Annotated in this window: 22 protein-coding genes; 8 read left to right on the forward strand and 14 right to left on the reverse strand. The window is 66.1% G+C overall.

Annotation, left to right across the window (positions count from 1 at the left end; all coding sequences use genetic code 11):
• Positions 1–11 precede the first annotated feature (11 nt).
• The 3 genes from P8R42_00835 to P8R42_00845 are packed head-to-tail and all read right to left on the reverse strand — an operon-like array spanning position 12 to position 4,777.
• Entirely contained in the window at positions 12–2,921 is a 2,910-nt protein-coding gene (locus tag P8R42_00835) for a PEP/pyruvate-binding domain-containing protein (protein ID MDG2303192.1), read from the reverse strand.
• Positions 2,921–3,463 carry an O-acetyl-ADP-ribose deacetylase gene (locus P8R42_00840; protein MDG2303193.1) on the reverse strand — a complete coding sequence of 181 codons (543 nt, stop codon included), beginning with the start codon at positions 3,461–3,463 and terminating at the stop codon, positions 2,921–2,923. The genes P8R42_00835 and P8R42_00840 overlap by 1 nt, the downstream gene beginning before the upstream one ends.
• A gap of 48 nt (positions 3,464–3,511) precedes the next feature.
• Entirely contained in the window at positions 3,512–4,777 is a 1,266-nt protein-coding gene (locus tag P8R42_00845; GenBank protein ID MDG2303194.1) for a CaiB/BaiF CoA-transferase family protein, read from the reverse strand.
• Positions 4,778–4,858: 81 nt separating this feature from the next.
• On the opposite strand from P8R42_00845, the gene P8R42_00850 reads away from it, so the two are divergent.
• Both P8R42_00850 and P8R42_00855 read left to right on the forward strand, forming a co-directional pair.
• Positions 4,859–5,881 (forward strand): medium chain dehydrogenase/reductase family protein, encoded by a 1,023-nt coding sequence (locus P8R42_00850; GenBank protein MDG2303195.1) that lies wholly within the window; start codon positions 4,859–4,861, stop codon positions 5,879–5,881.
• Between the two features lie 69 nt (positions 5,882–5,950).
• Positions 5,951–6,607 carry a CoA pyrophosphatase gene (locus P8R42_00855; protein ID MDG2303196.1) on the forward strand — a complete coding sequence of 219 codons (657 nt, stop codon included), beginning with the start codon at positions 5,951–5,953 and terminating at the stop codon, positions 6,605–6,607.
• 9 nt (positions 6,608–6,616) lie between these two features.
• Here the strand turns inward: P8R42_00855 and P8R42_00860 are convergent, their stop codons facing one another.
• Positions 6,617–7,867, reverse strand: a complete 1,251-nt coding sequence (locus P8R42_00860) for a glycosyltransferase family 39 protein (GenBank protein ID MDG2303197.1) — start codon at positions 7,865–7,867, stop codon at positions 6,617–6,619.
• Between the two features lie 51 nt (positions 7,868–7,918).
• The gene (locus P8R42_00865) at positions 7,919–9,298 is read right to left on the reverse strand and encodes a sigma-54 dependent transcriptional regulator (protein ID MDG2303198.1); all 1,380 of its coding nucleotides are present in this window, start codon (positions 9,296–9,298) and stop codon (positions 7,919–7,921) included.
• Positions 9,299–9,405: 107 nt separating this feature from the next.
• Between P8R42_00865 and P8R42_00870 the strand changes: the two genes are divergently transcribed.
• The 3 genes from P8R42_00870 to P8R42_00880 all read left to right on the forward strand — a co-directional run bounded on the left by P8R42_00870 (position 9,406) and on the right by P8R42_00880 (position 14,195).
• The gene (locus tag P8R42_00870; protein MDG2303199.1) at positions 9,406–10,287 is read left to right on the forward strand and encodes a haloalkane dehalogenase; all 882 of its coding nucleotides are present in this window, start codon (positions 9,406–9,408) and stop codon (positions 10,285–10,287) included.
• A 75-nt stretch (positions 10,288–10,362) separates the two neighbouring features.
• Complete coding sequence (locus tag P8R42_00875) at positions 10,363–11,850, forward strand: wax ester/triacylglycerol synthase family O-acyltransferase (GenBank protein ID MDG2303200.1); 1,488 nt, start codon at positions 10,363–10,365, stop codon at positions 11,848–11,850.
• Between the two features lie 38 nt (positions 11,851–11,888).
• A complete protein-coding gene (locus P8R42_00880; GenBank protein MDG2303201.1) occupies positions 11,889–14,195 on the forward strand; it encodes a DUF3604 domain-containing protein in 2,307 nt (768 codons plus the stop codon).
• Here the strand turns inward: P8R42_00880 and P8R42_00885 are convergent.
• From P8R42_00885 to P8R42_00905, 5 genes are read right to left on the reverse strand one after another with little or no spacing between them, the layout of a single operon-like run.
• The gene (locus P8R42_00885; GenBank protein ID MDG2303202.1) at positions 14,136–14,756 is read right to left on the reverse strand and encodes a cysteine hydrolase; all 621 of its coding nucleotides are present in this window, start codon (positions 14,754–14,756) and stop codon (positions 14,136–14,138) included. The two genes, P8R42_00880 and P8R42_00885, sit on opposite strands and share 60 nt — an antisense overlap.
• An 8-nt stretch (positions 14,757–14,764) precedes the next feature.
• Positions 14,765–15,172 (reverse strand): OB-fold domain-containing protein, encoded by a 408-nt coding sequence (locus tag P8R42_00890; protein MDG2303203.1) that lies wholly within the window; start codon positions 15,170–15,172, stop codon positions 14,765–14,767.
• Positions 15,169–16,323, reverse strand: a complete 1,155-nt coding sequence (locus P8R42_00895) for a lipid-transfer protein (GenBank protein ID MDG2303204.1) — start codon at positions 16,321–16,323, stop codon at positions 15,169–15,171. The genes P8R42_00890 and P8R42_00895 overlap by 4 nt, the downstream gene beginning before the upstream one ends.
• 43 nt (positions 16,324–16,366) lie before the next feature.
• A complete protein-coding gene (locus P8R42_00900) occupies positions 16,367–17,146 on the reverse strand; it encodes a glucose 1-dehydrogenase (protein MDG2303205.1) in 780 nt (259 codons plus the stop codon).
• Positions 17,143–17,994 carry a sugar phosphate isomerase/epimerase gene (locus P8R42_00905; protein MDG2303206.1) on the reverse strand — a complete coding sequence of 284 codons (852 nt, stop codon included), beginning with the start codon at positions 17,992–17,994 and terminating at the stop codon, positions 17,143–17,145. Before P8R42_00905 ends, P8R42_00900 begins: the two co-directional genes overlap by 4 nt.
• 102 nt (positions 17,995–18,096) lie before the next feature.
• Between P8R42_00905 and P8R42_00910 the strand changes: the two genes are divergently transcribed.
• Together P8R42_00910 and P8R42_00915 are read left to right on the forward strand one after the other, a co-directional pair.
• Positions 18,097–18,948, forward strand: coding sequence for an SDR family NAD(P)-dependent oxidoreductase (locus P8R42_00910; protein MDG2303207.1), 852 nt, complete (start codon positions 18,097–18,099; stop codon positions 18,946–18,948).
• A 198-nt stretch (positions 18,949–19,146) separates the two neighbouring features.
• Entirely contained in the window at positions 19,147–19,395 is a 249-nt protein-coding gene (locus P8R42_00915; protein MDG2303208.1) for a hypothetical protein, read from the forward strand.
• Positions 19,396–19,399: 4 nt separating this feature from the next.
• On the opposite strand, the gene P8R42_00920 is transcribed toward P8R42_00915, so the two are convergent.
• Positions 19,400–19,789, reverse strand: coding sequence for a nuclear transport factor 2 family protein (locus tag P8R42_00920; protein MDG2303209.1), 390 nt, complete (start codon positions 19,787–19,789; stop codon positions 19,400–19,402).
• A gap of 84 nt (positions 19,790–19,873) precedes the next feature.
• On the opposite strand from P8R42_00920, the gene P8R42_00925 reads away from it, so the two are divergent.
• Complete coding sequence (locus tag P8R42_00925) at positions 19,874–20,626, forward strand: lysophospholipid acyltransferase family protein (GenBank protein MDG2303210.1); 753 nt, start codon at positions 19,874–19,876, stop codon at positions 20,624–20,626.
• Here P8R42_00925 and P8R42_00930 read toward each other — a convergent pair.
• The 3 genes from P8R42_00930 to P8R42_00940 all read right to left on the reverse strand — a co-directional run bounded on the left by P8R42_00930 (position 20,623) and on the right by P8R42_00940 (position 23,614).
• Positions 20,623–21,612: a phosphotransferase family protein gene (locus P8R42_00930; GenBank protein MDG2303211.1), complete on the reverse strand. Its 990-nt coding sequence runs from the start codon at positions 21,610–21,612 to the stop codon at positions 20,623–20,625. The two genes, P8R42_00925 and P8R42_00930, sit on opposite strands and share 4 nt — an antisense overlap.
• Positions 21,613–21,665: 53 nt before the next feature.
• Entirely contained in the window at positions 21,666–22,970 is a 1,305-nt protein-coding gene (locus tag P8R42_00935; protein MDG2303212.1) for an acyl-CoA dehydrogenase family protein, read from the reverse strand.
• Between the two features lie 80 nt (positions 22,971–23,050).
• On the reverse strand, positions 23,051–23,614 hold the full coding sequence (locus P8R42_00940; GenBank protein ID MDG2303213.1) for a hypothetical protein: 564 nt from the start codon (positions 23,612–23,614) through the stop codon (positions 23,051–23,053).
• Positions 23,615–23,697 lie beyond the last annotated feature (83 nt).

A 23,697-nucleotide genomic window follows, 5' to 3' on the forward strand; every position in this document is an offset into this window, starting at 1 on the left:
AATTCATCCGCTCAGTGGACCCGGTCGAGCGGAACCGTACCCACGAGATCCGGCCCGCCCGTGCGGGCATCGAGCCCCTTTAGGTAGGTGCTCTCTTTTGCGCCCTTCGACTCGACGAAGGGCCGGATCTGAAGCACCGCGAGTTTCCCGCCGCGGAACCCGAACTCGATGTCCGCCGGCATCGGCTCTCCGAGATCCCCCCGCAGAGCCGGGAAGCGTTGCGGGGCATCCCTCGAGAGCTGGATCAGAGCCTGGATCTCGTTCGGCTGCAGGACGCGCTTGCCTCCCTGCGTCGGCACCTTCGTGACGCCACCCGAACGGTTCAGAACCCGCCGATACGGCGCGGTCGCGTTCGCGAGCAGTCGCGTTTCTCCGGTCGCCGGGTTCACCAGCAGCGACTCCGCCGCCTGACCGTCGACCGCTCCACCGACGCCCTCGTTGACCGCGATGGAAAGCCAACCATCCCGGTTGCCCTGCACGTCCGTGGTCACCATCACGCCGGACTTCTCCGACGGGAAGCCGAGCTGAATCAGCACGGCCGGGAATACGTACTCGGGCTGCGTCATGTGGGATTGACGCCAAGCGTACGCACGGTCGGTGAACGGGGATGCCATCACGTCTTTGATCGCCTTCTCAATGTTCGTGAAGCCGACGACATTCGGCACCGTGAGATTGAGGCCCGCACCCGTGAACCCATCGAGGTCCTCGACGTTGGTGTCGCTTCGCACGAAGACGCCGTACGTTCCGTCCGCCCCGAAGTGCTTGTGCAGTGCGGTTCGGAGGCGACTCTGGAAGTCGGACGAGAACTCGACGTTCTCGATCCAGGCCCGCAGCCGCGCGAGGAACGCCTTGGTCGCGCGCTTCTTCTCCGGCCCCTCGGACGTCGAGCCGAGCATCTCGTACTGCTTCTTCATCCAATCCCAGACCGAAGGACCGCCGGTCTCGATCGGCCGATCGAGGAGCTTTCGGAACTCCCCGAACGGAATCACGACGCCATCCGGTACCGCCTTACCGAAGGCATTGCGCAGCTCACCCAGGTTGGCGCTCTTCGGGCCGGCCACGCGCCCCGAATCCGCCGCGCGCAGCGAGGACATCGGCACGACACCGGTCGTATTGAGATCGAGCTTGTTCAGATCCGGTCGGATGACCAGCGTGTGGCCCGCCTCCATCTGTCCGAAGATCGGGTCCCATTGAGGCCCATCGTTTGCCAGCTCCACGACGCCTCCGGGACTCACCGCGAGCACGACGCGCTGCCCCTGCTTCGCACGCACGCGCGAGAGCATCTCGTGGCCGACGACGACATTGGGAATCCCGAGATTTCGCGCGAGCAACTGCACGTGCGAAAGGGAGTTGCCCTCGCCTTCGGTCAGAATACCGCCGACCGGAGGTAGCTCCGCGATCGTCTCCGGGAGAAGATAGATCCCCTTCGAATCGAAGTCCCCGGCCTCCTCAGCGGCGCCGGGGACACGAAGAACCCCACGCGCGATCCCCGGATTCAACGCCCGCAGTCCCGACCCGACGGTCTGCCCGAACACCTTGTGCTCGACACCCGCACCGGCGTTCGCATCGTTCGTGAGCGAGTCGGTGACAACGCCGTAGAAGAGCATCGGACCGCCGCGAAGCCGGTCCTGCGGATACAGATTGGCGATCGTATCGAGCCGCGAGAAGTGCTGCACCGCTTCGCCGAAGTTGAACGCGACTGTTCGTCCGGCCCACTCGGGACCGCGACCGAGGTACTTCACTTCCTCACGATACTTGTCGATCGTGGGTGCGCCGCCGCGCGACACGCGTACGATCGAGTTGCGAAGGCTCACGGCCTGGCCCGGCGAGATCAGCCCCGAGCCGTAGAGGCCACTGGTCAAGTACCAGAGCCACTCGAGGCGCTGCCGCCGCGTGGCATTCGGCGCCTGCAGAGCCAATTCGTTGCCGGCCGTGTAAACCCCGTCTTCGAGTGCGAGGCTCGCCTCGACCAGGGCACGACGCGCCGCGGGGCCACGCCACTCCCCCGCACGCTCACGAAGGACACCCAGCAGATCGGCCCCGTTCTCGAGGCGCGAGGAAGGGTCGGCCCCGTCGAGCCCCGTCGCGCGTTGGATCAACTGATCCCGCAGCATCCCGCCCGGGAGCCGGGCCGCTGCCGCCCGGACGGCGTTTCCGGCGTTGTTCGCCGCGTAGAGCGTGTCGATGTCGGTGGCGAGCTGCGAGTAGCTCCCCTGGAGCGAGCCGCGCCCATTGCTGGCCGCGTATTCCCGAACACGCCCCGCATCGCCCGAGTCGGGCGATCCGTGAATCTTGACCCGCAGGTTCTTGAAGCCGGAGTCCGCGCGCGCGATGCGCATCGCGTCGGCCCGGACCTGCTGTGCCGTCACGTCCCCGGGCGCGATCTCGCGCGGCACGAGCCGCACGGTCTCCCGCATAAGATACCAGCGATCGTCGCGCGCCCACTGCGGGTCGGCCAGGACGGCGGCGAGGATCCGCTCCCCGCCGGCTTCTTCGTCCTCGGCCTGGAGGGCTCCGCGATACGTGAGCGTCGCGCGCATGACCCAGCCGTCGTCTGCCTCACGCAGGAAGCGCTCCAACAGAAGCTGCTTCAAGGTACGCAGATCCGGTGCCGGGCCGACGAACGGGGCACCGTCGAGCTCGGCGAAGACGTTCGCAATCTTGAAGCCGCCGTCTCGTAGCTGCTTCGCCTTCGAGTTCCAAAGGCCGTGCTGAACGCCGCCTCCGTGGCCGCTACATCCGGCGCGGGCCGGCCGCACCGTGCCGTCCTCGCAAAACCAACGTAGTCCTTCGAAGGGACCACGCGGCGCCCCCTTCATCTCCTCGACCCACACGCGCAGGGTCGCCTCATCGGGAAGCGCGGTAGCGGTGCCCGGCAAGGCCAAAGCCAAAGCCAGCACGACGAGTGCAACGAATCGCATCAACAAATCTCCTTGGCGGCAACCGACCAGGCACGGTAGGTCGCCTCTCCGAACAAGACGAAGTGGATCTCGCTCAACGTGCCGACGCTTTCGCGGCACGTGGTGATCGACAGTGGGGCGGCCTCCCCCAGCGGGTAACCGAACACCCCGCAAGAGATGGCCGGAAAGGCCACGGACTCGAGCCCGTTCTCGTGCGCCAGCGCGAGCGACGCCCGATAGGCATTTCGTAGAAGCGGCGCCGATGTGGCCGCCGAAACGTACACGGGCCCGACGGTATGAATGACGTACCGCGCCGGGAGGTCGAACCCGGGAGTAAGCCGGGCCTCGCCGGTCGGGCAACGGACCCCAGGGCCAGCTTCCGGGGCCTCGCGGCAGGCGTCGAGGAGCTCCGGGCCGGCAGCGCGGTGGATCGCACTGTCTACGCCGCCCCCGCCCAGCATCTGCTCGTTCGCCGCGTTCACGATGGCATCGACCGAGACCCGAGTGAGGTCTCCTTCTTGCAGCACGAGCGTGCAGGTTTCGGTGAGAGCGAAGTGATCCACGGCGGCCGGTGACCCGAGCGTATGTCTGCCCCGTGGGGTGGCAGATGTCTAGGAGACGGGCCGCAAAGTGCCCAGAACGCCCGCCTTTTCGAGGGCCTCAACCTTCTCGTCGTCGTAGCCCAGGACGTCGCGCAGAACCCGCTCGTTGTCGCGCCCGGGCTCCACAGCCGCCTTGGCCAGAACTGGGAGCGTCTCGTCCGGGAACTTCAGAGGGGTCGGCATGAGATCCGTCCCGCGCTCCGCGTGGCCATCGAACCCGAGCCGGTGCTGGAATTGCGGATCCTGCGCGATCGACGTGGTGTCGTTCACCGGCGCAATCGGGGTGTTGAACTCGCGCCCAAACTCGACCCATTCCCGGGTCGTGCGAGTCTCGAAGATCGCGGCGAGCTCCCGTCGAAGCTCGAGGTCGCCCCGCGCGTGGTCGCCGAACTTCGCACCCGGTCGCCGCGCGTAGAGCTCCGGCTTGCCGACGCCGTGCGCGAAGTTCTTCCAGAACTCGCGCTCGGAGGCCATGAACAGCACCGTACCGTCCTTGGACGGATAGTACTGATACCGAACGGCATCCTTCATGCTGTTCTCACCCAGCGGTCGGCGCGGCCCCCGCCCGTCTCCGTCGTTGCCCGTGACTTCGGCCGCGGGTCGCTCGTAGGCCTTGTTGCCCTCGATGCCGTTCCAGTTGAAAGCCGCAGCCGCATCGCTCTGCGCCACCTCGAACCGACTGCCCTCACCCGTTGCACGCGCGCGCAGGATTGCAGAGACGATCCCGAACGCCGCGAACAACGGTCCGGCGTGGATCCCGATCGTCGTATAGGCCGGGATCTCCGGCAGGCCGTCTTCGCGCGTCCCGGGCCGTGCGACGCCCGCCCACGCGTCGTACGCGATCCCGTGGCTCGGCATGTCGCGGTAAGGACCGGTGAGACCGTATCCGCTGATCGCGCAGTAGACGAGCGCCGGATTCGTTTCACGAAGCCGGTCCCAGCCGAGGCCGCGACGCTCCAGCGCACCGGGGCGCATGCCTTCAACGACGGCGTCCGCCCCGCGCACGAGGTCGAGATACACGTCCACACCCTCGGGCTTGCGCAGATCTAGCGTGAGGCTCTGCTTCCCGCGATTGAGGTGCCAATGAAGGATCGAGATTCCGTCCACGATCGGAAACGCCATCTTTCGCACGTAGTCCCCGCCAGGCGGCTCGACCTTGATCACCTCCGCGCCCAAGTCCGCGAGATGCATCGCGACGCCGCCGGGACCGAGCAACGCACTCTCGATCACCCGCACGCCCGCGAGGGGAGCCCCTGCACCGCTTCCGTCCGCCATCCCCGGAGGGAATCACGGCCGCTCGCGACGGGCAACGCAGGGGCGCCTTGACGACGTAATCTCGGTGGGGGACACCGCCTCATGCGACAGATCTGGATCCCCAAGGCCGGCGCCCCCGAAGTGCTCGAAGTGCGCGAGGCGCCCGACCCGTCACCCGCGCCGGGCGAGGTCCGCATCCGGGTGGCCGCGACCGGGATCAACTTCGCCGACATCGCCGCGCGGCTCGGGACCTACCAGGACTGTCCCCCGATGCCCGTGGTCGTCGGCTACGAGGTCGCGGGGACGGTCGACGCCGTGGGGTCCGGCGTCGACGGGAGCTTCGAAGGCCGCGAAGTCCTCGCCCTCACGCACTTCGGTGGCTATTGCGACGTCGTCTGTACGCCGGTCGCGCAGGTCTTCGATCGCCCGGATGGGATGGACGCGAAAACCGGAGCTGCGATCCCGGTCAACTACATCACTGCTTGGCAGCTCGTCGTGGCGATGGGCGGACTCAAAGCCGGCGAAACCGTCCTCATCCACTCCGCCGGGGGCGGCGTCGGTGTTGCTGTCACCCAACTCGCCAAGAACATCGGAGCCACGGTGATTGGCACCGCCTCGGCGGGAAAGCACGACTTCATCCGTGGCACCGGCGTCGACCACTGCATCGACTACCGCACGGAGGACTTCGCGAAACGGGTACAAGAGATCACAAACGGCAAGGGCGTCGAGCTGGCCCTTGACGCCGTCGGAGGCCCGTCCTTCGCACAGAGCTACGACTCCCTCTCTCCGACGGGACGGCTCGGCATGTTCGGTGTCTCTGCCGGCACGACCGGCAAGGACCCGAACCGCCTCGGCTTCCTGAAGGCGGTTCTGCAGATGCCGTGGCTGAAGTTCCATCCGCCGGCACTCATGAACGCGAACAAAGGCGTCTTCGGCGTGAACCTCGGTCGCATGTGGCACGAGGTCGAACGGCTGCGCCCGTGGATGGAGTCGATCGTCGGACTCTGGAACGACGGCGTCGTGAAGCCCGTCATCTCTAAAACGTTTCCCTTCAGCGAGGCAGCCGCCGCGCACCACTACATTCAAGATCGGAAGAATCAGGGCAAGGTGCTGTTGGAGCCTTGAGCGCAAGCCGCGGAACGAGGGCGGCGCCGCAACGCGACAGCGAGGCCCGCAACCCGTACGAAGCCAGACGTGAGTTCTCTTCCTCTCTTCTCCCCTGCCGCCATCGAGGTCGACGCCGGGACGGTGCGACGCTACTTCGCCTCCGTCGGCCCCGAATCCGATGTGCTGATCCGGAACTTTCATCACGAGGAGCCGGTCTCGCCGTCCCTCTACCGCAGCGCACGTGCGGCGTCGGTTCTGATTCCGCTGACGGACGCGCCGAAACCGCAGCTCTTGATGACGCGCCGGCAGCATTCGATCTCCGCGCCGGGCCAGATCTGTTTCCCCGGCGGCACCCGCGAACCGAGCGACCCGAACCCCACCGCGACGGCGCTACGCGAGACCCGCGAGGAAATCGGGATCGCTGCCGAAGCCGTCGAACCACTCGGAACTCTCGGCCGGTACTACAGCCATAGCGGCCATGAGATCACGCCAGTAGTGGCGGTCCTGCATCCGCCGTACGAGCTTCGACCGGACCCGTCCGAAGTGGATGAGGTCGTGTACCTCGACGCGAGCGACGCCTTTCGCCCCGATGCTTACCGTCTCGTACAACACGATCCCGACCACCCTCGTGCACATTACCACGTCTCCGCGGGCCCCAAACCGATCACCGGGCCAACGGTGTGCGTCCTCATGCACCTCTACCAGTGCCTCGCCGACTTCCTCGAACGCGAGCAGCCTTCCTAGCGTCCGGACTCACGCACACGGGTTGGCGTAGAGAATCCACTCCGTCCAGAGCGCGCAGACTGCGAGGAAACCCAGGTAGAGACGGAGCCACCCGCGCTCGAATCTCGCGCCCTGCGGACCACAGACCGCAACCGCCGTCAGCAATATCGCGCAGAGCAGCGCGTATCGACCCTGTGGTTGGAAGTCGACGAACCAGGCATTCCACGCCGCCAACGAGACGGTGATCACGACCGAAGCCGCCAACCACGCGGCACCGCGACGCGTCGCGGGCTCCGCGCCGGTCAGGCTCGACGTTGCACGCACGAGACCGACGACCAGCAGGACGAGCGCCGCAGCGAGCAGCGGCATCGGCAGTGGAAGGTCCACGTTGCGGAACACACCGAACGCGGAAGCCGGGAAGAGGTACGCGAAAGTGCCCTCGGCGTTCGGAATCACATCACCTGCGCGCGCCTCATACGCCGTTTTGACGTAGTCGCCGTACAGCCACAGACCCAGCGGGTCGCCCCCATTTCGCCATGCGTTCCACGCGAGCAGCGGACCGCACACGACAAGGCCCGACAACGTCGCCACGCAGATCGCCCGCACACCGATTCTCCCCCGCCACCACGCCCAGAAGAGCCAGAATCCGGTAGCCGGAAGGATCCCGAAGCCGGTCGGCTTGCCCATGAGAACCAACGCAGAGCCGATGCCGACCCACGCGAGACCGTGTTCGCCCTCTCCCGCCCGCACCCAGCGCGCCAGCCCCCACGCCACCACCGCGCCCGCGAAGACGGTCATCGCATCGCCGTTGCTGTACGACCCGATGAAGATCAGCTGCGGATATACGGCGGCCATGAGACCCACCGCGCGGCCGGCGGCAGACGATCCGGTCCAGATCCAGGCGGCACAGGCCAGCAGGAGAACCGTCGCCACGCCGAGCAACGCGCTGCCGAATCGCGCCATCGGATAGCCCCGGACCGCATCGACCTGAATCGGAAACCGGTACAGCCAATCCGGGTCGAGCCCGACCCGCGTGAGCGCGACCGTCGCCGCCTGCGCCGCATACTGGGTGGGGGGAAAGGAGCCCTTGATCGTCCAGCTACTCTCCGGCCAAGTCGGCGCGCGACCGTGCGCCCATTCGTTCGCGACCCAGAAGTGGCCGGCCTCGTCGGGAGCGCACTCGATGCGTTCGGCCTGGGCAGCCAGCGGTACCGCCCAGATTGCGAAAGCCCGCAGAGAGAACGCCAGCGCGGCAAGAAGAAGCAGGTCTCGACCGCGCATGGGGGTCGGCTATCACCACAGAGGCGATCACGCCAAGGGAGCCGGCCCCGCCTACTGCAGGCCGTACTTCTTGAGCTTGCGGTACAACGTCGTGCGCCCGATGCCGAGATGGCGGACGACCGCGGAGACGTTGCCATTCGTGTGCTTCAGGGCGTTCTCGATCGCGAGCCGTTCCAGCTCGTCGAGACGCATCAGCGGACTCTGAGCGGTGAGCAGCGAATGGCCATTCCCGTTCGCCATCGCGTTCGCTTCTTCGAGCAGGCTGTTCGTGCCGCGAATCTCGGGTGACAACTCGGCCGGCGTGATCGTCCCGGTGACGCACTCGACCGCGGAGCGCTGTACGGCGTTCTGAAGCTCGCGAACGTTGCCGGGCCACGCGTAGTCCATCAGCGCTTCCATCGCCTCGCCCGAGAAGCCGACGCGACGGTCGCCACTCGCAAAACCGAAGTCCCGCAGAAACTTGAGGGCGAGCCCCGGGATGTCCTCCCTACGATCCCGCAAAGGCGGCAGCTGCAACTCGAATACGGCGATGCGGTAGAAGAGATCCTCGCGGAAATTTCCGGCAGCAACTTCGGCTCTCAAGTCACGGTTCGTCGCTCCGAGGAGCCGGAAGTTCGACGTGATCTCGCGCGTCCCGCCGACTCGCTGGAACGTGCGCTCCTGAACTGCTCGCAGCAGCTTCGCCTGTACCGTCGGGCTGAGTTCGCCGATCTCGTCGAGAAACAGTGTCCCCCGATCCGCGAGCTCAAACTTGCCGGCGCGCTGTTGATCGGCGCCCGTGAAGGCGCCCTTCTCGTGCCCGAACAGCTCATCTTCCTGGAGCGTCTCCGGGATCGCCGCGCAGTTGAGCGCTACGAAGGGTCCGGTCGACCTGCGGCTCTGTTCGTGGATGGCTCGCGCCGCGAGTTCCTTGCCCGTGCCGCTCTCGCCGTTGACGAGGACCGTCACGTCGCTCGCACCCACGCGCGCAATGCGCGCGAACAGGCTCTTCATGACCGGCGACGAGCCCACCATCCCCGCTACGCCATTCGCACCGTTCTCGAGCTGGGCGAGTCGCACGCTCATCCGGTGCTTCTCGACCGCGTTCTTCAGGGTCGTGACGAGCTTCGTGCGGTCCAGCGGCTTCACCAGGTAGTCGTAGGCGCCGAGTTGCATGGCGCTCACTACCGTCTCGACGGCCGATTCCGAGGTCATCATGATGACCGGGAGGAAGTGCTGGGAGTCCTTGATCGCCGCCAGCACGTCCAGCCCACTCACGCCGGGCAGATTCACGTCCAACAAGATTGCATCCGGGAGGCATTTCCCCACCGCCTGCAGGCAATCCTCGCCGGTGTCGAGGGCCTCCACCGTGTAGCCGGAGTCCTCGAGCCATCTCTGCGGGAGAACGCGAATGGCGCGATCGTCCTCCACCAAGAGCACGAGCCCGCTCATAACGGCATTCCCCCCACGCACCGCCCCAGCACAACCATCGAAGTTGTTTTCGGCCGGATCCGCGGGAATGTTTACCTGCGCCGAACCGCCCGTTATCCATGAGTCCAATGCCCATCTCGCCCGAGTCCCGGTACGTCAAGAAGAAGACCGAAGTCCTCGGCAAGCAGATGGCCTACATCGACGAGGGCGAAGGCGATCCGATCGTCTTTCTGCACGGGAATCCGACCTCGTCGTACCTCTGGCGGAACGTCATGCCGCATCTCGAGGGTCAGGGCCGGCTGATAGCGCCCGACCTGATCGGGATGGGCGACTCCGAGAAGCTCGTGCCGAGCGATGCGGGCACCTACCGCTTCGTCGAGCATCGTCAGTACCTCGACGCGCTCCTCGAGCAGCTGGGCGTCACCGAGAACCTCACGCTCGTCATTCACGACTGGGGGTCGAGCCTCGGCTTCGACTGGGCGAACCGGCACCGCGACGCCGTTTCCGGGATCGCCTTTATGGAGGCGATCGTGATGCCCCTCACCTGGGAGCAGTGGCCGCAAGCGGCGACACCGCCGTTCCAGCAATTCCGATCCGACGCCGGCGAGAAGATGATTCTCGAGCAGAACGCCTTCATCGAGATGGTCCTTCCGACCTCGATTTTGCGGAAGCTCTCCGACGAAGAGATGAACGAGTATCGCCGCCCCTTCGCGCGGGGAGGCGAGGATCGCCGCCCCACCCTCACTTGGCCGCGGCAGATCCCTCTCGCGGGGGAGCCCGCCGACGTGGTCGAGATCGTCCGGAGCTATGGCGAGTGGCTGCTGTCGTCCGACGTACCGAAGCTGTTCATCAACGCGGAGCCCGGCGCCATCCTGCGCGGCGACGCGGCCGACTTCTGCCGCTCCTGGCCGAACACCCAGGAGACGACGGTCAACGGCATTCACTTCGTCCAGGAAGACTCCCCCGACGAGATCGGCCAAGCCATCTCCGACTGGAGAAAAGGCCTCTAGCCACCTAAAGAGCTTGACCCCGACGGCTCGGCTCAGAGCAGATTCGAGAAGACGCCGGACCAACAGGAGTTACCGATGCCGAGATACGCGTATGAAAGGTTGTCCGCCCAGGACCAGAGCTTCCTGGCGTTCGAGACGCGCAACGTGCACATGCACGTCGCCGCGACCCAGATTTACGACGCCGGAGATCTCGCGACCGGACAGGGCGGCATCGACTTCCAGAAGTACAAGCGCGCCACGGAGGCCATCCTCCATCTCGTGCCTCGCTACCGGCAGAAGCTGAAGTGGATTCCGATCGAGAACCGCGCCGTCTGGGTCGACGACCGGCACTTCAACCTCGACTACCACATTCGGCACACGAGTCTCCCGCGGCCGGGTGAGATGGATCAGCTCGCGCGGCTCTCGCAGCGCATCATGTCCCAGCCTCTCGACCGCGGCCGCCCGCTTTGGGAAATCTGGGTCGTCGAGGGGATGCAGGACAATCGTTTCGCCGTCATCACGAAGATTCACCACTGCATGATCGACGGCGCGTCCGGGGTCGACCTCAGCATGATCCTCATGTCGCCGACCCCCGACCGACAGGTCGACGAGCCGGTTCCGTACATCCCGCGTCCCGTTCCCTCGACGTACGAGCTCCTGCGCGACGAGATGCTCGACCGCGTGAAGGCACCGCTCGAACTGATCCGCGGCGTGCGCCGGTTCGCCACCGAAACCGAAGACCTGCGCACCGAGGTGGGGATCCGTCTGCGCGCTCTGCAGGAACTCGCCGGCTGGGCGATGCGCGGCGCCTCCGAAACTCCAATCAACGGACCCGTCGGACCGCATCGTCGTTTCGATTGGATGACGATGCCTCTCAACGACATCAAGGCGGTCCGCCGCGCACTCGGCTGCACGGTGAACGACATCGTCCTCGCCACCGTCTCGGGCGCCGTGCGCAACTACCTGCTGCGCCGACGCGTCGACCCGGCTGAACTCGATTTTCGCACGTCCGCGCCGGTCAGCGTCCGAAAGGACGAAGACAAGGGCAAGATGGGCAACAACGTCTCATCGTGGATCATCCGTTTGCCCATCGGCGAACCGGATCCGATCCGGCGAATCGAGGCAATCCACGAGACGACCCAGGAGCTCAAGCGCTCCAAGCAGGCGCTCGGCGTCGAGATGATGATGGCCGCCGCCGAGTGGGCCCCGTCGAGCCTCCTCTCCCTCGGCGCCCAGGCCGCGTCCGGCCCGATCAACATGATCGTGACCAACGTCCCGGGGCCCCAGTTCCCGCTCTACATGCTGGGCGCGAAGCTCGAAGCGATGTTCCCGGTCGTCCCGCTCCTCGACAACATGGGCCTCGGCGTCGCTCTCATGAGCTACGACGGCAAGGTCTGCTGGGGCTTCAACGCGGACTACGAGATGATCCCCGACCTGTCTTCCTTCGTAAGGCTCATCGGGGAGTCCTTCGCGGAGATCCAGAACGGGGTCCGCCTGCGAGACGTCAAGGCTCCGGACGCCAACGCGCCCGTCGCCGCGGGCGGGAGCACCCCGGATGCGAAGGGAGCCACGACCAGCGGCTGAAGTGGAGAATCCAACTGCCCTTTGGCTAGACCAATGGCATGAACATCCTGAAGTGGCTCGTCGGTACCCTCCTCGTCATCTGCCTCTTTCTCTACGCAGCCGGAAGAGGCTGGATCACCGAGCAGTGGCACGCGGGCTCTCCCCAGTCTCCGGCCATCCCGGCAGAGCTCGTCGAGAAGCGGGAAAACGCGATCGAGAAGGCCGCGACCGACGTCGGCGTCCAGGACCCAAAGCAGATCCTGTTCGGTGATCTGCACGTCCACACGACGTTCTCCTTCGACGCGTTTCAGATGAGCCTACCCATGGCGGGCGGCGACGGCGCTCATCCGGTCGCGGACGCCTGCGACTTCGCGCGCCACTGCGCCGGGCTCGACTTCTGGTCCATCAACGATCACGCCGTCACGCTGACGCCGCGCCGGTGGGAAGAGACAGTCGAATCCGTCCGGCAGTGCAACAACGTGGCGGGCGACGGGTCGAACCCCGATCTCGTCTCCTACCTGGGCTGGGAATGGACGCAGGTCGGCACCACACCCGAGACGCACTGGGGACACAAGAACGTGATCCTGCGCGACCTCGCCGACGACCAGATCCCCTCACGCCCCATCAGTGCCGGCATCCCGCCGGGCCTGCCCGAGGCCGCAGAGATAGCTCCGAACCCGGTCCTCCTCGGCGGCTTCGCCGTCTATGAAGCCGAGACCGGCGGTCCCGACTTCGCGACCTACATGGCCGAGACCCTCGAGCTCCAAGATTGCCCGCAGGGCGTCCCCGTCCGAGACATGCCGATGGATTGCCGCGAGATCGCGCCGACGCCCGCCGACCTCTTCGCCAAGCTCGACGACTGGGACAAGGAAGCCATGGTCATCCCCCATGGGACGACGTGGGGCTTCTACACGCCACTCGGCTCGTCGTGGGACAAGCAGCTCACCCCGGACCAGCACGACCCCAAGTGGCAGAGCGTCGTGGAAGTCTTCTCGGGTCACGGCAATTCCGAGGAGTACCGTCCCTTGCGGGAAGCCATCCTGGCGCCCGACGGCAGCTGGAGCTGTCCGGCCCCGGCGAAGAACTTCATGCCGTCGTGCTGGCGCGCCGGCCAGATCATCCAGGAGCGCTGCGTCGCCGAGAAGATTCCCGCCGGCGAATGCGCCGAGCGGGCGGCGGAGGCACGTCAGAACTTCATCGACGCGGCCTTCAACGGCGGGTTCTCGACGGTACCGGGAACCAAGCTCTCTGACTGGGGGGACGCGGGCCAGTGCCGCGACTGCTTCCAACCCTCCTTCAACTACCGCCCCAAGAGCTCCGTGCAGTACATGATGGCGCTTGGACGCCCCGACCAGGAGAACGACCGCTTCCGCTTCGGCTTCATCGCGGCGAGCGACAACCACTCCGCGCGCCCGGGCACCGGCTACAAGGAATTCTCACGCAAGGAGTTCACCGAGGCGCGCTTCGGCAACTTCGTCGACACACAGCTCGGCCAGCGCGACACGCGCGACCCGCTGCCAAAGTCCGAACGCGTCGAGCTATCGAACATCATCACGCCGTTCGCGAACTTCGAGACCGAACGTGGGGCATCATTCTTCCTGACCGGAGGCCTCGCCGCCGTGCACGCGGACGGCCGCGACCGCAAAGCGATCTGGGACGCGATGCAGCGCCGCGAGATCTACGGAACGAGCGGGCCACGCATCCTTCTGTGGTTCGACCTCATGAACGGCCCGAACGGCGAGACGACGCCGATGGGGAGTGCGGTCGAGATGACGGACACCCCGCTGTTCCGCGCTCGCGCCGTAGGCTCTTTCGAGCCGAAGGCGGGCTGCCCGATCGAGTCCCGCGAATCGATGAACGAGGCGCGCCTCGCCCGACTCTGCCAGGGCGAGTGCTACTACCCCTCCGACGTGCGCCGCCCAATCACCCGGATCGAGGTCGTGCGCATCCAGCCGCAGACGAGTCCGAACGAGAACGTCGACGACCTCATCGAGGATCCGTGGAAGGTTCTCCCATGCACCGGCGGAGCCGACGGCTGCGAGGTCACATTCACCGACGATGAGTTCCGCTCGTCCGGTCGCGACACCCTGTACTACGTTCGCGCGATCGAGGCGCCGAGTCAGGTCGTCGATGCCGACCCACTGGGCTGCACCCGCGACGCGAAGGGCAGGTGCGTGGAAGTGAGTCCGTGCTTCAGCAAGCCGTGGACGGACGACTGTCTCTCGGAGAGCGAAGAGCGCGCCTGGTCCTCACCGATCTTCGTCGATCAGGGGCCGGCGGCCGCGCCGGCGCACGTAACCGATGCTCTACCGATCCCAGACAGAGACCAGATCATCGGTGTTCGTCAGGGTAGCGACGGCGCGTAGCGTGTTGTCCAGAACGGCCTGGCCGTACTCCGCCGGAACCCCCGCTACCGCATCCCGCGGGATCACGACGGAGTACCCGGCCGAGACCGCCTCGAACGTGAGTGCGAGAATCGCGACGTTGAGCGAGACTCCACACGCGATGATCGTCCGGATGCCTTCGTTCCGCAGCGTGGGGTCGAGTTCCGAGTAGCCGAACGGCGTGAGCCCCTGCATGCGCTTCACCACGAGGTCGTCGGGCCCGACTTCGATCCCCTGCGCCACCTCGACGCCCGGCGAGCCCTCGGCCAAACGGTTCTCCGAGCGATGCGTGGCCAGGAACAACGGCGCGTTCCGGTGCCGCCCCCACCCGTCCTCGCGCGGCACCGCGAGGCAGTGCACGACACGGACTCCCACGGCCCGTGCGGCGGTCGTGAGCTTGCCGACACTCGGAAGGAGTCCCTCCTGCGCCGACTTCGCGAGCTCCGGCAGGACGGACTGCGGTCCGATCACGCCTTCCTGGCACTCCTGAAGGAGCACGACCGTGTGCTCCGGGCGAACGAGGGCTCCAAGATCGATCGGCATGCCCCGTCCTACTCGATCCGACGGAACTTGACGAGAGTGATGTCCTCATTCACCGATTCGAACACCGCGCGGACAGGGAGACCCGCCCGGATCTCTTCCGGCGCGCAGTCCAGGACCTCACTCACAAAGTGGACGTTCTCTTCCAGCAACACGTCCACGACGTTGTAGGGGAGCTTCGCCTCGAAGGCTGGCAGCGTCGGCCCGTGCACGATGGTCCACGTGTAGATCACACCGCGGCCCGTCGAGAGCTCCCACGCGAAGTCGCGGGACAGGCACGCGGAACAGACCGGTCGCGGATAGTGGCGGAACTGCCCGCACGCCCCACACCGCTGAAAACGAAGCTCGCCCGCGCGCGCCGCCTCGTAAAAGCCTGCGTTATCTGCGCTGATCACGGGAAGCGGCCACGGCACACTCATCGGTCCCTCCGCAGAACGACCGCGCCGGTCGGGTCCGTATTCCCTCCGGCGACGAAGGCGAGCTCACAGTCCTTCACCTGAGACGTCGACGTGCCGCGAATCTGACGGACGGCCTCCACCGTGTTGTTGAAGCCGTGGATGAACGCTTCGGAGAGCTGCCCACCGTTTGTGTTGCAGACCAGGCGTCCGTTCGGCCACGCAAGGCCGCCGTTTTCGACGAACCGACCGCCTTCTCCGCGAGGGGCGAAGCCGTACTGCTCGAGACCGAGAATCACGAGGGAGGTGAAGAAATCGTAAAAGAACGCGACATCGATGTCGCCCGGCTCGCACTCGGCCATCTCGAAGAGTCGTCGCCCCACGCGCGAGGCCGATTCCTCGTCCGGCGCCCGACCGAAAAGGGTCGACAGCCGGATGTGATGCGACCCGGCCGCCATCGCCCCCGCCCGGATCACTGCGGGCGGTTGTCTCAGGTCCCGGGCGCGCTGCACCGAGGTCACGATCATGGCGACCGCGCCATCCGTCTCGATGTTGCAGTCGAAGAGCCGCAACGGCTCCGCGATCATCCGAGAGGCGTGGTGATCCGCCCGCGTCATCGCCGTCCGCATCACGGCGGCCGGGTTCCGAATCGCGTGCTCCCGAAAGGCGATGGCAACATCGGCGTACTGGTCATCTGTCGTGCCGTACTCGATCCGATGCCGCTGACTGATCATCGCCATTTCCTGAAAGGCGCTGACCAGGCCCTGCGGCACATGCCACTGATTCAACCCCGCCAGATCGGCACCGAGCTTTTCCCAGTAGCGCCCGCCTTGGTGTCGGCCCCTACCGTAGCTCGACGCCTTCCCGCGAGCGCGCGACCGGAAGACGAGCACGTGGCGTGCCAGGCCCGCCGCGATCGCCGAGGCGGCGAGAACCAACACCGAAGCCGACCCGCCACCACCGAAGGGGGTCCCTGCGAAGTAGCCGATGTCCGGATTCCCCAGCAGGCCGAGCAGCTGCTCCTCGTCCGTCTGCTCGATGTCGTACCGTACGAGACCATCGACCTCCGAGGGCGAGATCCCCGCGTCTTCGCACGCACGCCAGATCGCCTCGACGGCCATCTCCGTCTCGGAAAAGCCGAGCGACTTCGCAAACCGGGTCTGCCCGATCCCCACGACGGCCGCTCTATCCCTAATGCTAGCTTCGGACATCCGTCGCCTACCGGGCTGTCCAGCCCCCGTCGACCAGGAACGTGGTTCCGGTGACGTAGCTGCTGGCATCGCTCGCCAGGAAGAGAAGCGCCCCGTCGAGCTCGTGGATCTCACCGGGACGCCCAAGCGGCGTGTTGCGCTGGATCCAACTCAGAGAGCGTTCATCCGCGAACATGTCCGCGGTGATCTCGGTTTCGAAATAGCCGGGCGCGATCGCGTTCACCCGCACGCCCTTCTTCGCCCATTGCAGCGCCAGCTCCTTCGTGAGCGCCACCACAGCGCCCTTGGAGGCAACGTAGGCAGCCTGCGTGTTGGGCGCGCTCGCGACGAAGCCGTGCACCGAGGCCACGTTCACGACGACTCCGCGGCCGCGTTCGATCATCGACGGCGCGAGCAGGCGAGAGAGGTGGAACACCGCGTTGAGGTTGATGTCCACGACGCGGCGAAACTCGTCCAGGCTTTCGGACTGCGCCCGGGCGGGGCCATCAGTGGCTCCGGCGTTGTTGATCAAGACGTCCACGTGCCCGTGAAGAGCCAGTGCCTCCTGCGCGAGCCGTTCCGCTTCGGACGGCACGGTGAGATCACAAGGAATCGCGGTCGCACCGTCGATCTCGCTCACGAGCTGCTCGAGGCGATCGGCCCGGCGGGCCGTCACGATCACCTTGGCACCCGCCGCCGCCAGAATGCGGGCGAACCGCGCACCGAAGCCGCTCGAGGCGCCGGTGACGACCGCCACTCGGTCATCGAGTCGAAACGCCGCGAGAGGATCCAGCCCCGGAGCGCTCACGACCAACCCGCCTTCGTGAGAACCGTGCGCGTCGCGTCGGCGACCTGACGGGCCATCTCATCCGCGCCGAGGGCGAAGAGGTCTTGGCTGAACACCTCCGGAGCCATGATCGGCTTTGCGCCAATCTCCCGAATGATCTCGAGAGCGCCGACGATGTTCACGACTCCGTCTCCCGGCAACCGGCGCGCGCGGAGAGTCTCCTGCATCAGATCGGCTTCCGGCTCGGGGCCGGCATCGTCGATCTGCACGATGTGGATGCGGTCCCCCGGGATCTTCCGAAGCGTGTCGTGGTCCTCCCCCTTCGGGTCGCGCCCCCAGTGCCAGGTGTCAAAGACGATGCCGCCGTTGTCCGCTCCGGCCGCCTGAACGACCTCCCACACCGTCGAGATGTCCGGGATGCCGCCCCAGGGAAAGAACTCGATGGCCGCCTTGAGTCCCCGATCCGCCGCGAACTTGCAGACTCGCGCGAATCCCTGGGCCGCGACGTCGACCGATGGGATCGTCGCCTCCATGGAGATCGCGACGACGGTCTCGGCCCCGGCGCGCGACGCCACGTCGAGGACCGCTTTCGCTTGCGCCGCGATCTCGTCCTCGCCCTGCCCCTGCCCCCAGCCCGAGATCGCGTCCACGACCGGAGTCGAGAGACCACGCTCCTCGAACTGCGCGAGGAACTCGTCGAGGGAGATTCCGGCCGCCTCGGCGGTGCCGGTATCGATCAGCCCCAGACTGACGCCGCTGTAGCCGCGCTTCACCGCTACATCGAGCAACCCCCGGTACTGCTCGGCGCTGCACTCGAAGAGATCACGTCGAAGCGTGAGCGGACAGAGGATGAGTTCAGTCGATTCCATGCGGTCTCCGGGCGAGTCGGCTTGACGATAGGCCGACGAGGTTCGAGACTCGATTTAGTCAAGCCCAGTGCGCGGGGCAACGACAGCCAAGGAGAACGATCGATGCGGGAACTCGAGGGCAAACAAGCGGTGGTCATCGGCGGAGGCAGTGGAATCGGCCGCGGGATCGCGCTTGGCTTCGCCGCTGCGGGCATGGATGTCGTGGTCGGGGACATCGAAGAGGCAAATGCCGAGGCCGTCGCGACAGAAGTGCTGGCCTGCGGGGTTCGGGGGCTCGCGCATCGGGTCGACGGCACGCAACCCGAGTCCTTGGCGGCCCTCGCCGGGGCCTCGGTACAAGCGCACGGGGCCGTCCACGTGCTGTCGAACAACGTGGGCGTCGTAATCGACCGACCCCTCACGGAGTGTAGCGACCGCGATTGGGCCTGGGGAATCGAATTCAACTTCCTCAGCATCGTGCGCGGCGTGACGGCGTTCCTTCCCCACCTCCGCGCCCATGGTGCTGAAACACACATCGTCAACACGGCGTCGCTGGCCGGCGTCCTGGCGCTCCCGGCCGGGTCATTGATGCCGGCACATCTCGGGGTCTACACGGCCACCAAGCACGCGATCGTCGCCTACAGCGAGATGCTCCGCGGTGAACTCGAGTCGGAACGCATCGGCGTGTCGGTCCTTTGCCCCGGCATGGTGAAGTCGAACCTCGGAGCGACGACGGCGCGCAACCGACCCGAGCGCTTCGGCGGGCCCATGAACGAACCCGGCGGCCCCCCCCCGGAGATCGAGGCGATGATGATGCCCCAGGAGCAGGTAGGGCCGATCGTCGTGGCGGCCATCCGCGCGAACCGGCTCCACATCTTCACACACCCGGAGGCTCGACCCCTGGTGGAAGCACGGCAGGCCTCCATGCTCGACGACTTCACGTTCGCCGCGACACCCGAAGGTCGCGGCAAATAGACAGACATCGGGTGCCAGATCGACGCTGCAGTGCCGGCCCCGAACTGCAGTACCTATGCGCCACCCCGCAGGCCCCACGGGCGAGCGGTGCGCGCGGGGCACCGGAAATCGCAGGAGTCTTCGTCTAGCGCCCCAATCCACGGGTCGCCCTCCGTTTGGCATCGGTCGTGCTTCCTCTACGAGCCAGGAGGGTTCGTAATGTTGGATTGGAAGACGATCGTAGAAACCTTGGCCTTCGACACCACGCTCGGAGAGGCCTTCGGACCGTACGCGGCCCTGGCCTTCCTCGGACTGGCCGCGACTCTCATCGGCGTCACGCTCGGGGTCATGGTGCGGAACGCGTTCGAACAAGTGCGCGGTCCTGAGACTCGGGAACGCGCAGCCGCCGTCCCGTATCCGCTGACCGAAGACGACACGGCTCGCCCGCCCGCGGCCGGCGTGGGGTGAACCCTCAGGCCCAGAATTCGTCGACCGCGTACTGGTCCCGCGCGACGGACCAGAGCTCGGCGATGCGGTTGTCCTCGAACCGCATCAGGAGCACGAAGCTCGTTTCCAGCAGGCGTTCGCCCCGGCGGCCGGAGACCCGAAACAGGATCGCCGTGCGCTCGTCCCCGACCAACACGTCGTCAAGCTCGGACTCGAACTCGTCGGAGTCGTCGCCGATCCCGGCCAGGTAATCGAGAATCGCGTCTCGGCCGCGAAAATCGCCGGCTCGAGCGCCCCGACCGGAGGCGTGCCAGACCACATCGTCTGCAACCAGGCGTCGGAGGGCGTCCACGTCGGCCTCCGAAACCGCCCGCCAGGCCGCCCGCGCAAGATCGCCAATCGTGCCGTCGTCCACGACCTGAGTATACCGGAACACGGCCGAACTGCGAGCACCGCGGGTCTGCTGGCACCTTGGCGCTCGGTCTGGCAAGCAAGGCTAATGCGGCGGGCGGTGGACTGGGGCGGGACGATTCTGTTCGGGCTATTCTTCGGCCTGACCCTGATCGGCTTCGACATCCTCCTTCGCCTCGCCACCCCGCTCGGCCGGCGGCCCCTGGAACACGTCGCGATCTGGCTTCAGATCGCCTTGGTCCGGGTCTACGGGTTCGCGGGAATCTTCCCGAATCTCGAGATGTCCGAAAAGATCGAACCGGGCGTCGCCTGCATCATGTTGTCGAACCACCAGAGCATGTTCGACATCCCGCTGTTCGCGTGGGCCCTCCCCCGGAATTTCCCGAAGTACATCTCGAAAAGATCACTCGCGAAGTGGATTCCCGGCATCTCGTACAATCTGCGTCACGGTGGACACGCACTGATCGATCGCAACGATCGCAACTCGTCTGTGAAGGCGATCCGGAAGCTGGCTCGTGCCGTCGTCGCCGACGGCGCGTCCGTGATCATCTTCCCCGAAGGCACCCGCGGCCGCGACGGCACTCTTAGCGCCTTCAAGCACGCGGGCTCGCTCGCGCTCCTCGACGAGGCGCCTGATGCCCCGATCGTGCCGGTGTGCATCCACAACTCGTGGCAGATCATGAAGAACGACTTCAAGCCGGTGCCCTTCGGCATTCGGGTGCGGGTCTGGTTCGGCGATCCCATCGAACGCCGGCCCGACGAAGACCGCAAAGCACTTCTCGATCGAGTCGAAGGCCAGGTGGCCGCGACCCTCAAACGCTTCCGCGAAGAAGACGCCTAGAGCGACGTCGTCCGTGTGAGTGCGGCCGCCTTGCTCGCCATGTCCAGCACGACGTCGCCGAAAGCCGCCATTTTCGGGTTGTCCGCTCCACCCTTTACGAACCGGGCGTAGCCGCCCTCCAGAACCACCGCCATCTTGAAGCGGGCGAGGATCACATAATAGTCGATCTCATCGACCGGCAGTCCGCTCGTGCTCGTGTACCGTTCGAGGAGTTCCTCACGTGAGGGCATCCCCGCGTAGTCGACGTACGCCGTTGCGGACCGATCCTCGTCCGGGTTCGGCCAGCCCATCACGACCCACGCAAGATCAAGAAGCGGATCACCGACCGTCGCCATCTCCCAGTCGACGACCGCGGCCATCTTGGCGGGGCCCCCGTGCCGGTACATCACGTTCGCGAACTGATAGTCGCCGTGAATGATGCCAGGCTTGTAGCTCTTCGGCTTGTGATCGCGTAACCACTGTCCCGCCTTGTCGAGCCCCGGGATCTCGCGAAACTGGAAGGCCTTCAGATGGGCATACCAGCGATCGACCTGACGCTCGTGGAAGCCGTCGGGCTTTCCGAACCCTTCGAGCCCTTTCGCTTTCCAGTCCACCTGGCCGAGCTTCGCAATCGCGTCGATAAGTTCCCACGCGAGGCCCTTCCGCGCTTCGAGATCCTGATCGAACGGGTCCGGCCAGCCGTCGAGATTCATGCAGGACCAGCCGTCGACGAACTCCATCAAGTAAAAGCAGGCCCCGAACAACGACGGATCGTCGCAGACCCCGAGGACCCGCGAGTGCGGGACATCGGTGTCCTTCAGCGCGTCGAGAACCCGATACTCGCGGAGCATCGTCTCGTTGCGGCCCTTGGGGACCTTGCGAGGCGGGCGCCGGAGCGCCAGCCTCGCTTCCCCACGACGGATCTCGAAGATCTCGTTCGACGCGCCTCCGCTGATGAAGTTTATCTCGAGCGGCGAGCCCTTCCCGGGCAGGTCCCGCTCGTCCATCCAGCGGGCGAGTTTCTCAGGGTCGACCAGCCCCCGGGTGCGCTCCTCCTCACTCACTGATTGCCGACCTCGTGCTCGAGGAACTCCGCGAACTGCGCCCGCGCCTCTTCGACGCGCGTCGGGAGAAAGTCGTTCGGCCACAGCCCGTCGTAGGGCTCGTACTCCTTCAGAACCGCCTTCGCGACCGTCACCTTGTGCACCTCGGTCGGCCCGTCCGCGATCCCCATGATCGGAACACCCGCCCACATCCTCATGAGCGGCATCTCGTTCGAGCAGCCCAGGGCCCCATGCAGATGGAGTGCACGCTGCACGACGTCGTGCAGGACCTTCGCCATCTGAACCTTCACCATAGCGATGTAGGTTCGTGCCTCCTTCTTGTTGCCCTGATCGATGTGCCACGCCGCGTACATCACGAGCAGGCGGAACTGCTCCAGCTCGATGAATGAGTCCGCGATCCGCTCCTGCACCATCTGCTTGCGGGCGAGTTGCTCGCCTTGCGTCCGCCGGCTGAGCGCACGCTCGCACATCATCCGGAGCGCACTCTTCACCTGGGCGACGGTCCGCATCGCGTGATGTATTCGGCCTCCGCCGAGGCGCGTCTGTGCGATCGCGAAGGCTTGACCCGGGCCGCCGAGGATATTCTCCGCCGGCACGCGGACGTTGTTGTAGCGAAGGTGCGGATGATGCCCCTCTCCCAGCGGCTCACCCATGACACCCACGTTCCGGACGATCTCGACGCCCGGCGTTCCGGCGGGGATCAACACCATCGACGCTCCCTGATAGACAGGTACGTCCGGGTCCGTAATGACCATCGCGATGATGAAGTCGGCGAAGTCCGCGTGCGACGAGAAGTACTTCTCGCCGTTGATCACCCATTCATCGCCCTGCTGCTCCGCCCGACACTTGAACTCTTTCGGATCGGCACCGGCATGGGGCTCGGTCATCGAGAAACACGAGACGATCTCGCCATCAAGCAGTGGTTGGAGGTACTGCTTCTTCTGCGCCTCGGTCCCGTAGTGCGCGAGAATCTCGGCATTGCCGGAGTCCGGCGCCTGGCACCCGAACACATTCGGCGCCCAGCCCGAACGTCCCAGAATCTCGTTCATCAAACCGAGTTTCACCTGGCCGTATCCGGGGCCGCCGAGGTCCGCACCGAGATGACAAGCCCAGAGCTTCTGCTCGCGCACCTCGGCCTTCAGCGGGTCGGTGATCTTCTTGTAAGTGGGGTTCTTGCGGTCGAACGGCGCGACGCTTCCCGGGAAGGCGAGGTCGATCGGCTCGACCTTCTCCCGTACGAACGTGTCCATCCAATCGAGTTTCGCTTGAAACTCGGGGTCGGTCTCGAAATCCCAGGCCATCCGTCCTCCGAAAAAAGAGCTGTGGTTACGAACGCGAGAACTGCGTTCTCACGCAGGCTTTCACGGCCCCCCGCGGACAGTCAAGGGAGGTCGCGATCCATCACCGTCTTCCGGCCAGCCTCGTGAGCGCGGGCGATGGCATCGTCGGCGAGGTCACGCAGGAGCCGGGAGAACTCGGGCAAGACACCATCCGAGGTGTTCATGCCCGACCGGGCGCGAATGTAGGCCTTGAGCTTGGACGCAACGACAAGGATGTCTTCGGGGATTTCACTGCGGTCGTGCAGCTCCAGCGGCGGCAACTCGTCGCCCGCCAATGCGGCCGGAGGAGGCGGACTCGCCTGCAGAGATCTCGGTGGCGCCGGCGTGGCCACGGCCGGAGCCGGGGGCGCCGTCTGCGGCGCCGCAGGCACGGCCGCCGCGGGTCCGCCGCGACCCGCGCTCGTTCGGTCCGGCGACCGCCGCTCTTCCGCCCAGGAATCCCGGTGCCGGAAGAGCGGCACGTGGGCCTCCCAGCACTCGACCGTGCAGAACGTGAAGTCCGTACCCTTGCGGTGGCAAGTCGAGACGCTGCAGACGTAGTAGTCGGCCGAGAAGCCGATGTCGTTCTTGCAGGTGTTGCAGCGCTTCCAGGAACTGCCTTCCACGGGCTCTCCTTCTGCGGTGTCAGTACCGCTTGAATCCAGGACGCTTGCACGCAGGCCAGCCCGCTTGCAAGGTTCCGAAGCGC

It is taken from the genome of Candidatus Binatia bacterium (assembly GCA_029243485.1).
Classification (GTDB): domain Bacteria; phylum Desulfobacterota; class Binatia; order UBA12015; family UBA12015; genus VGTG01.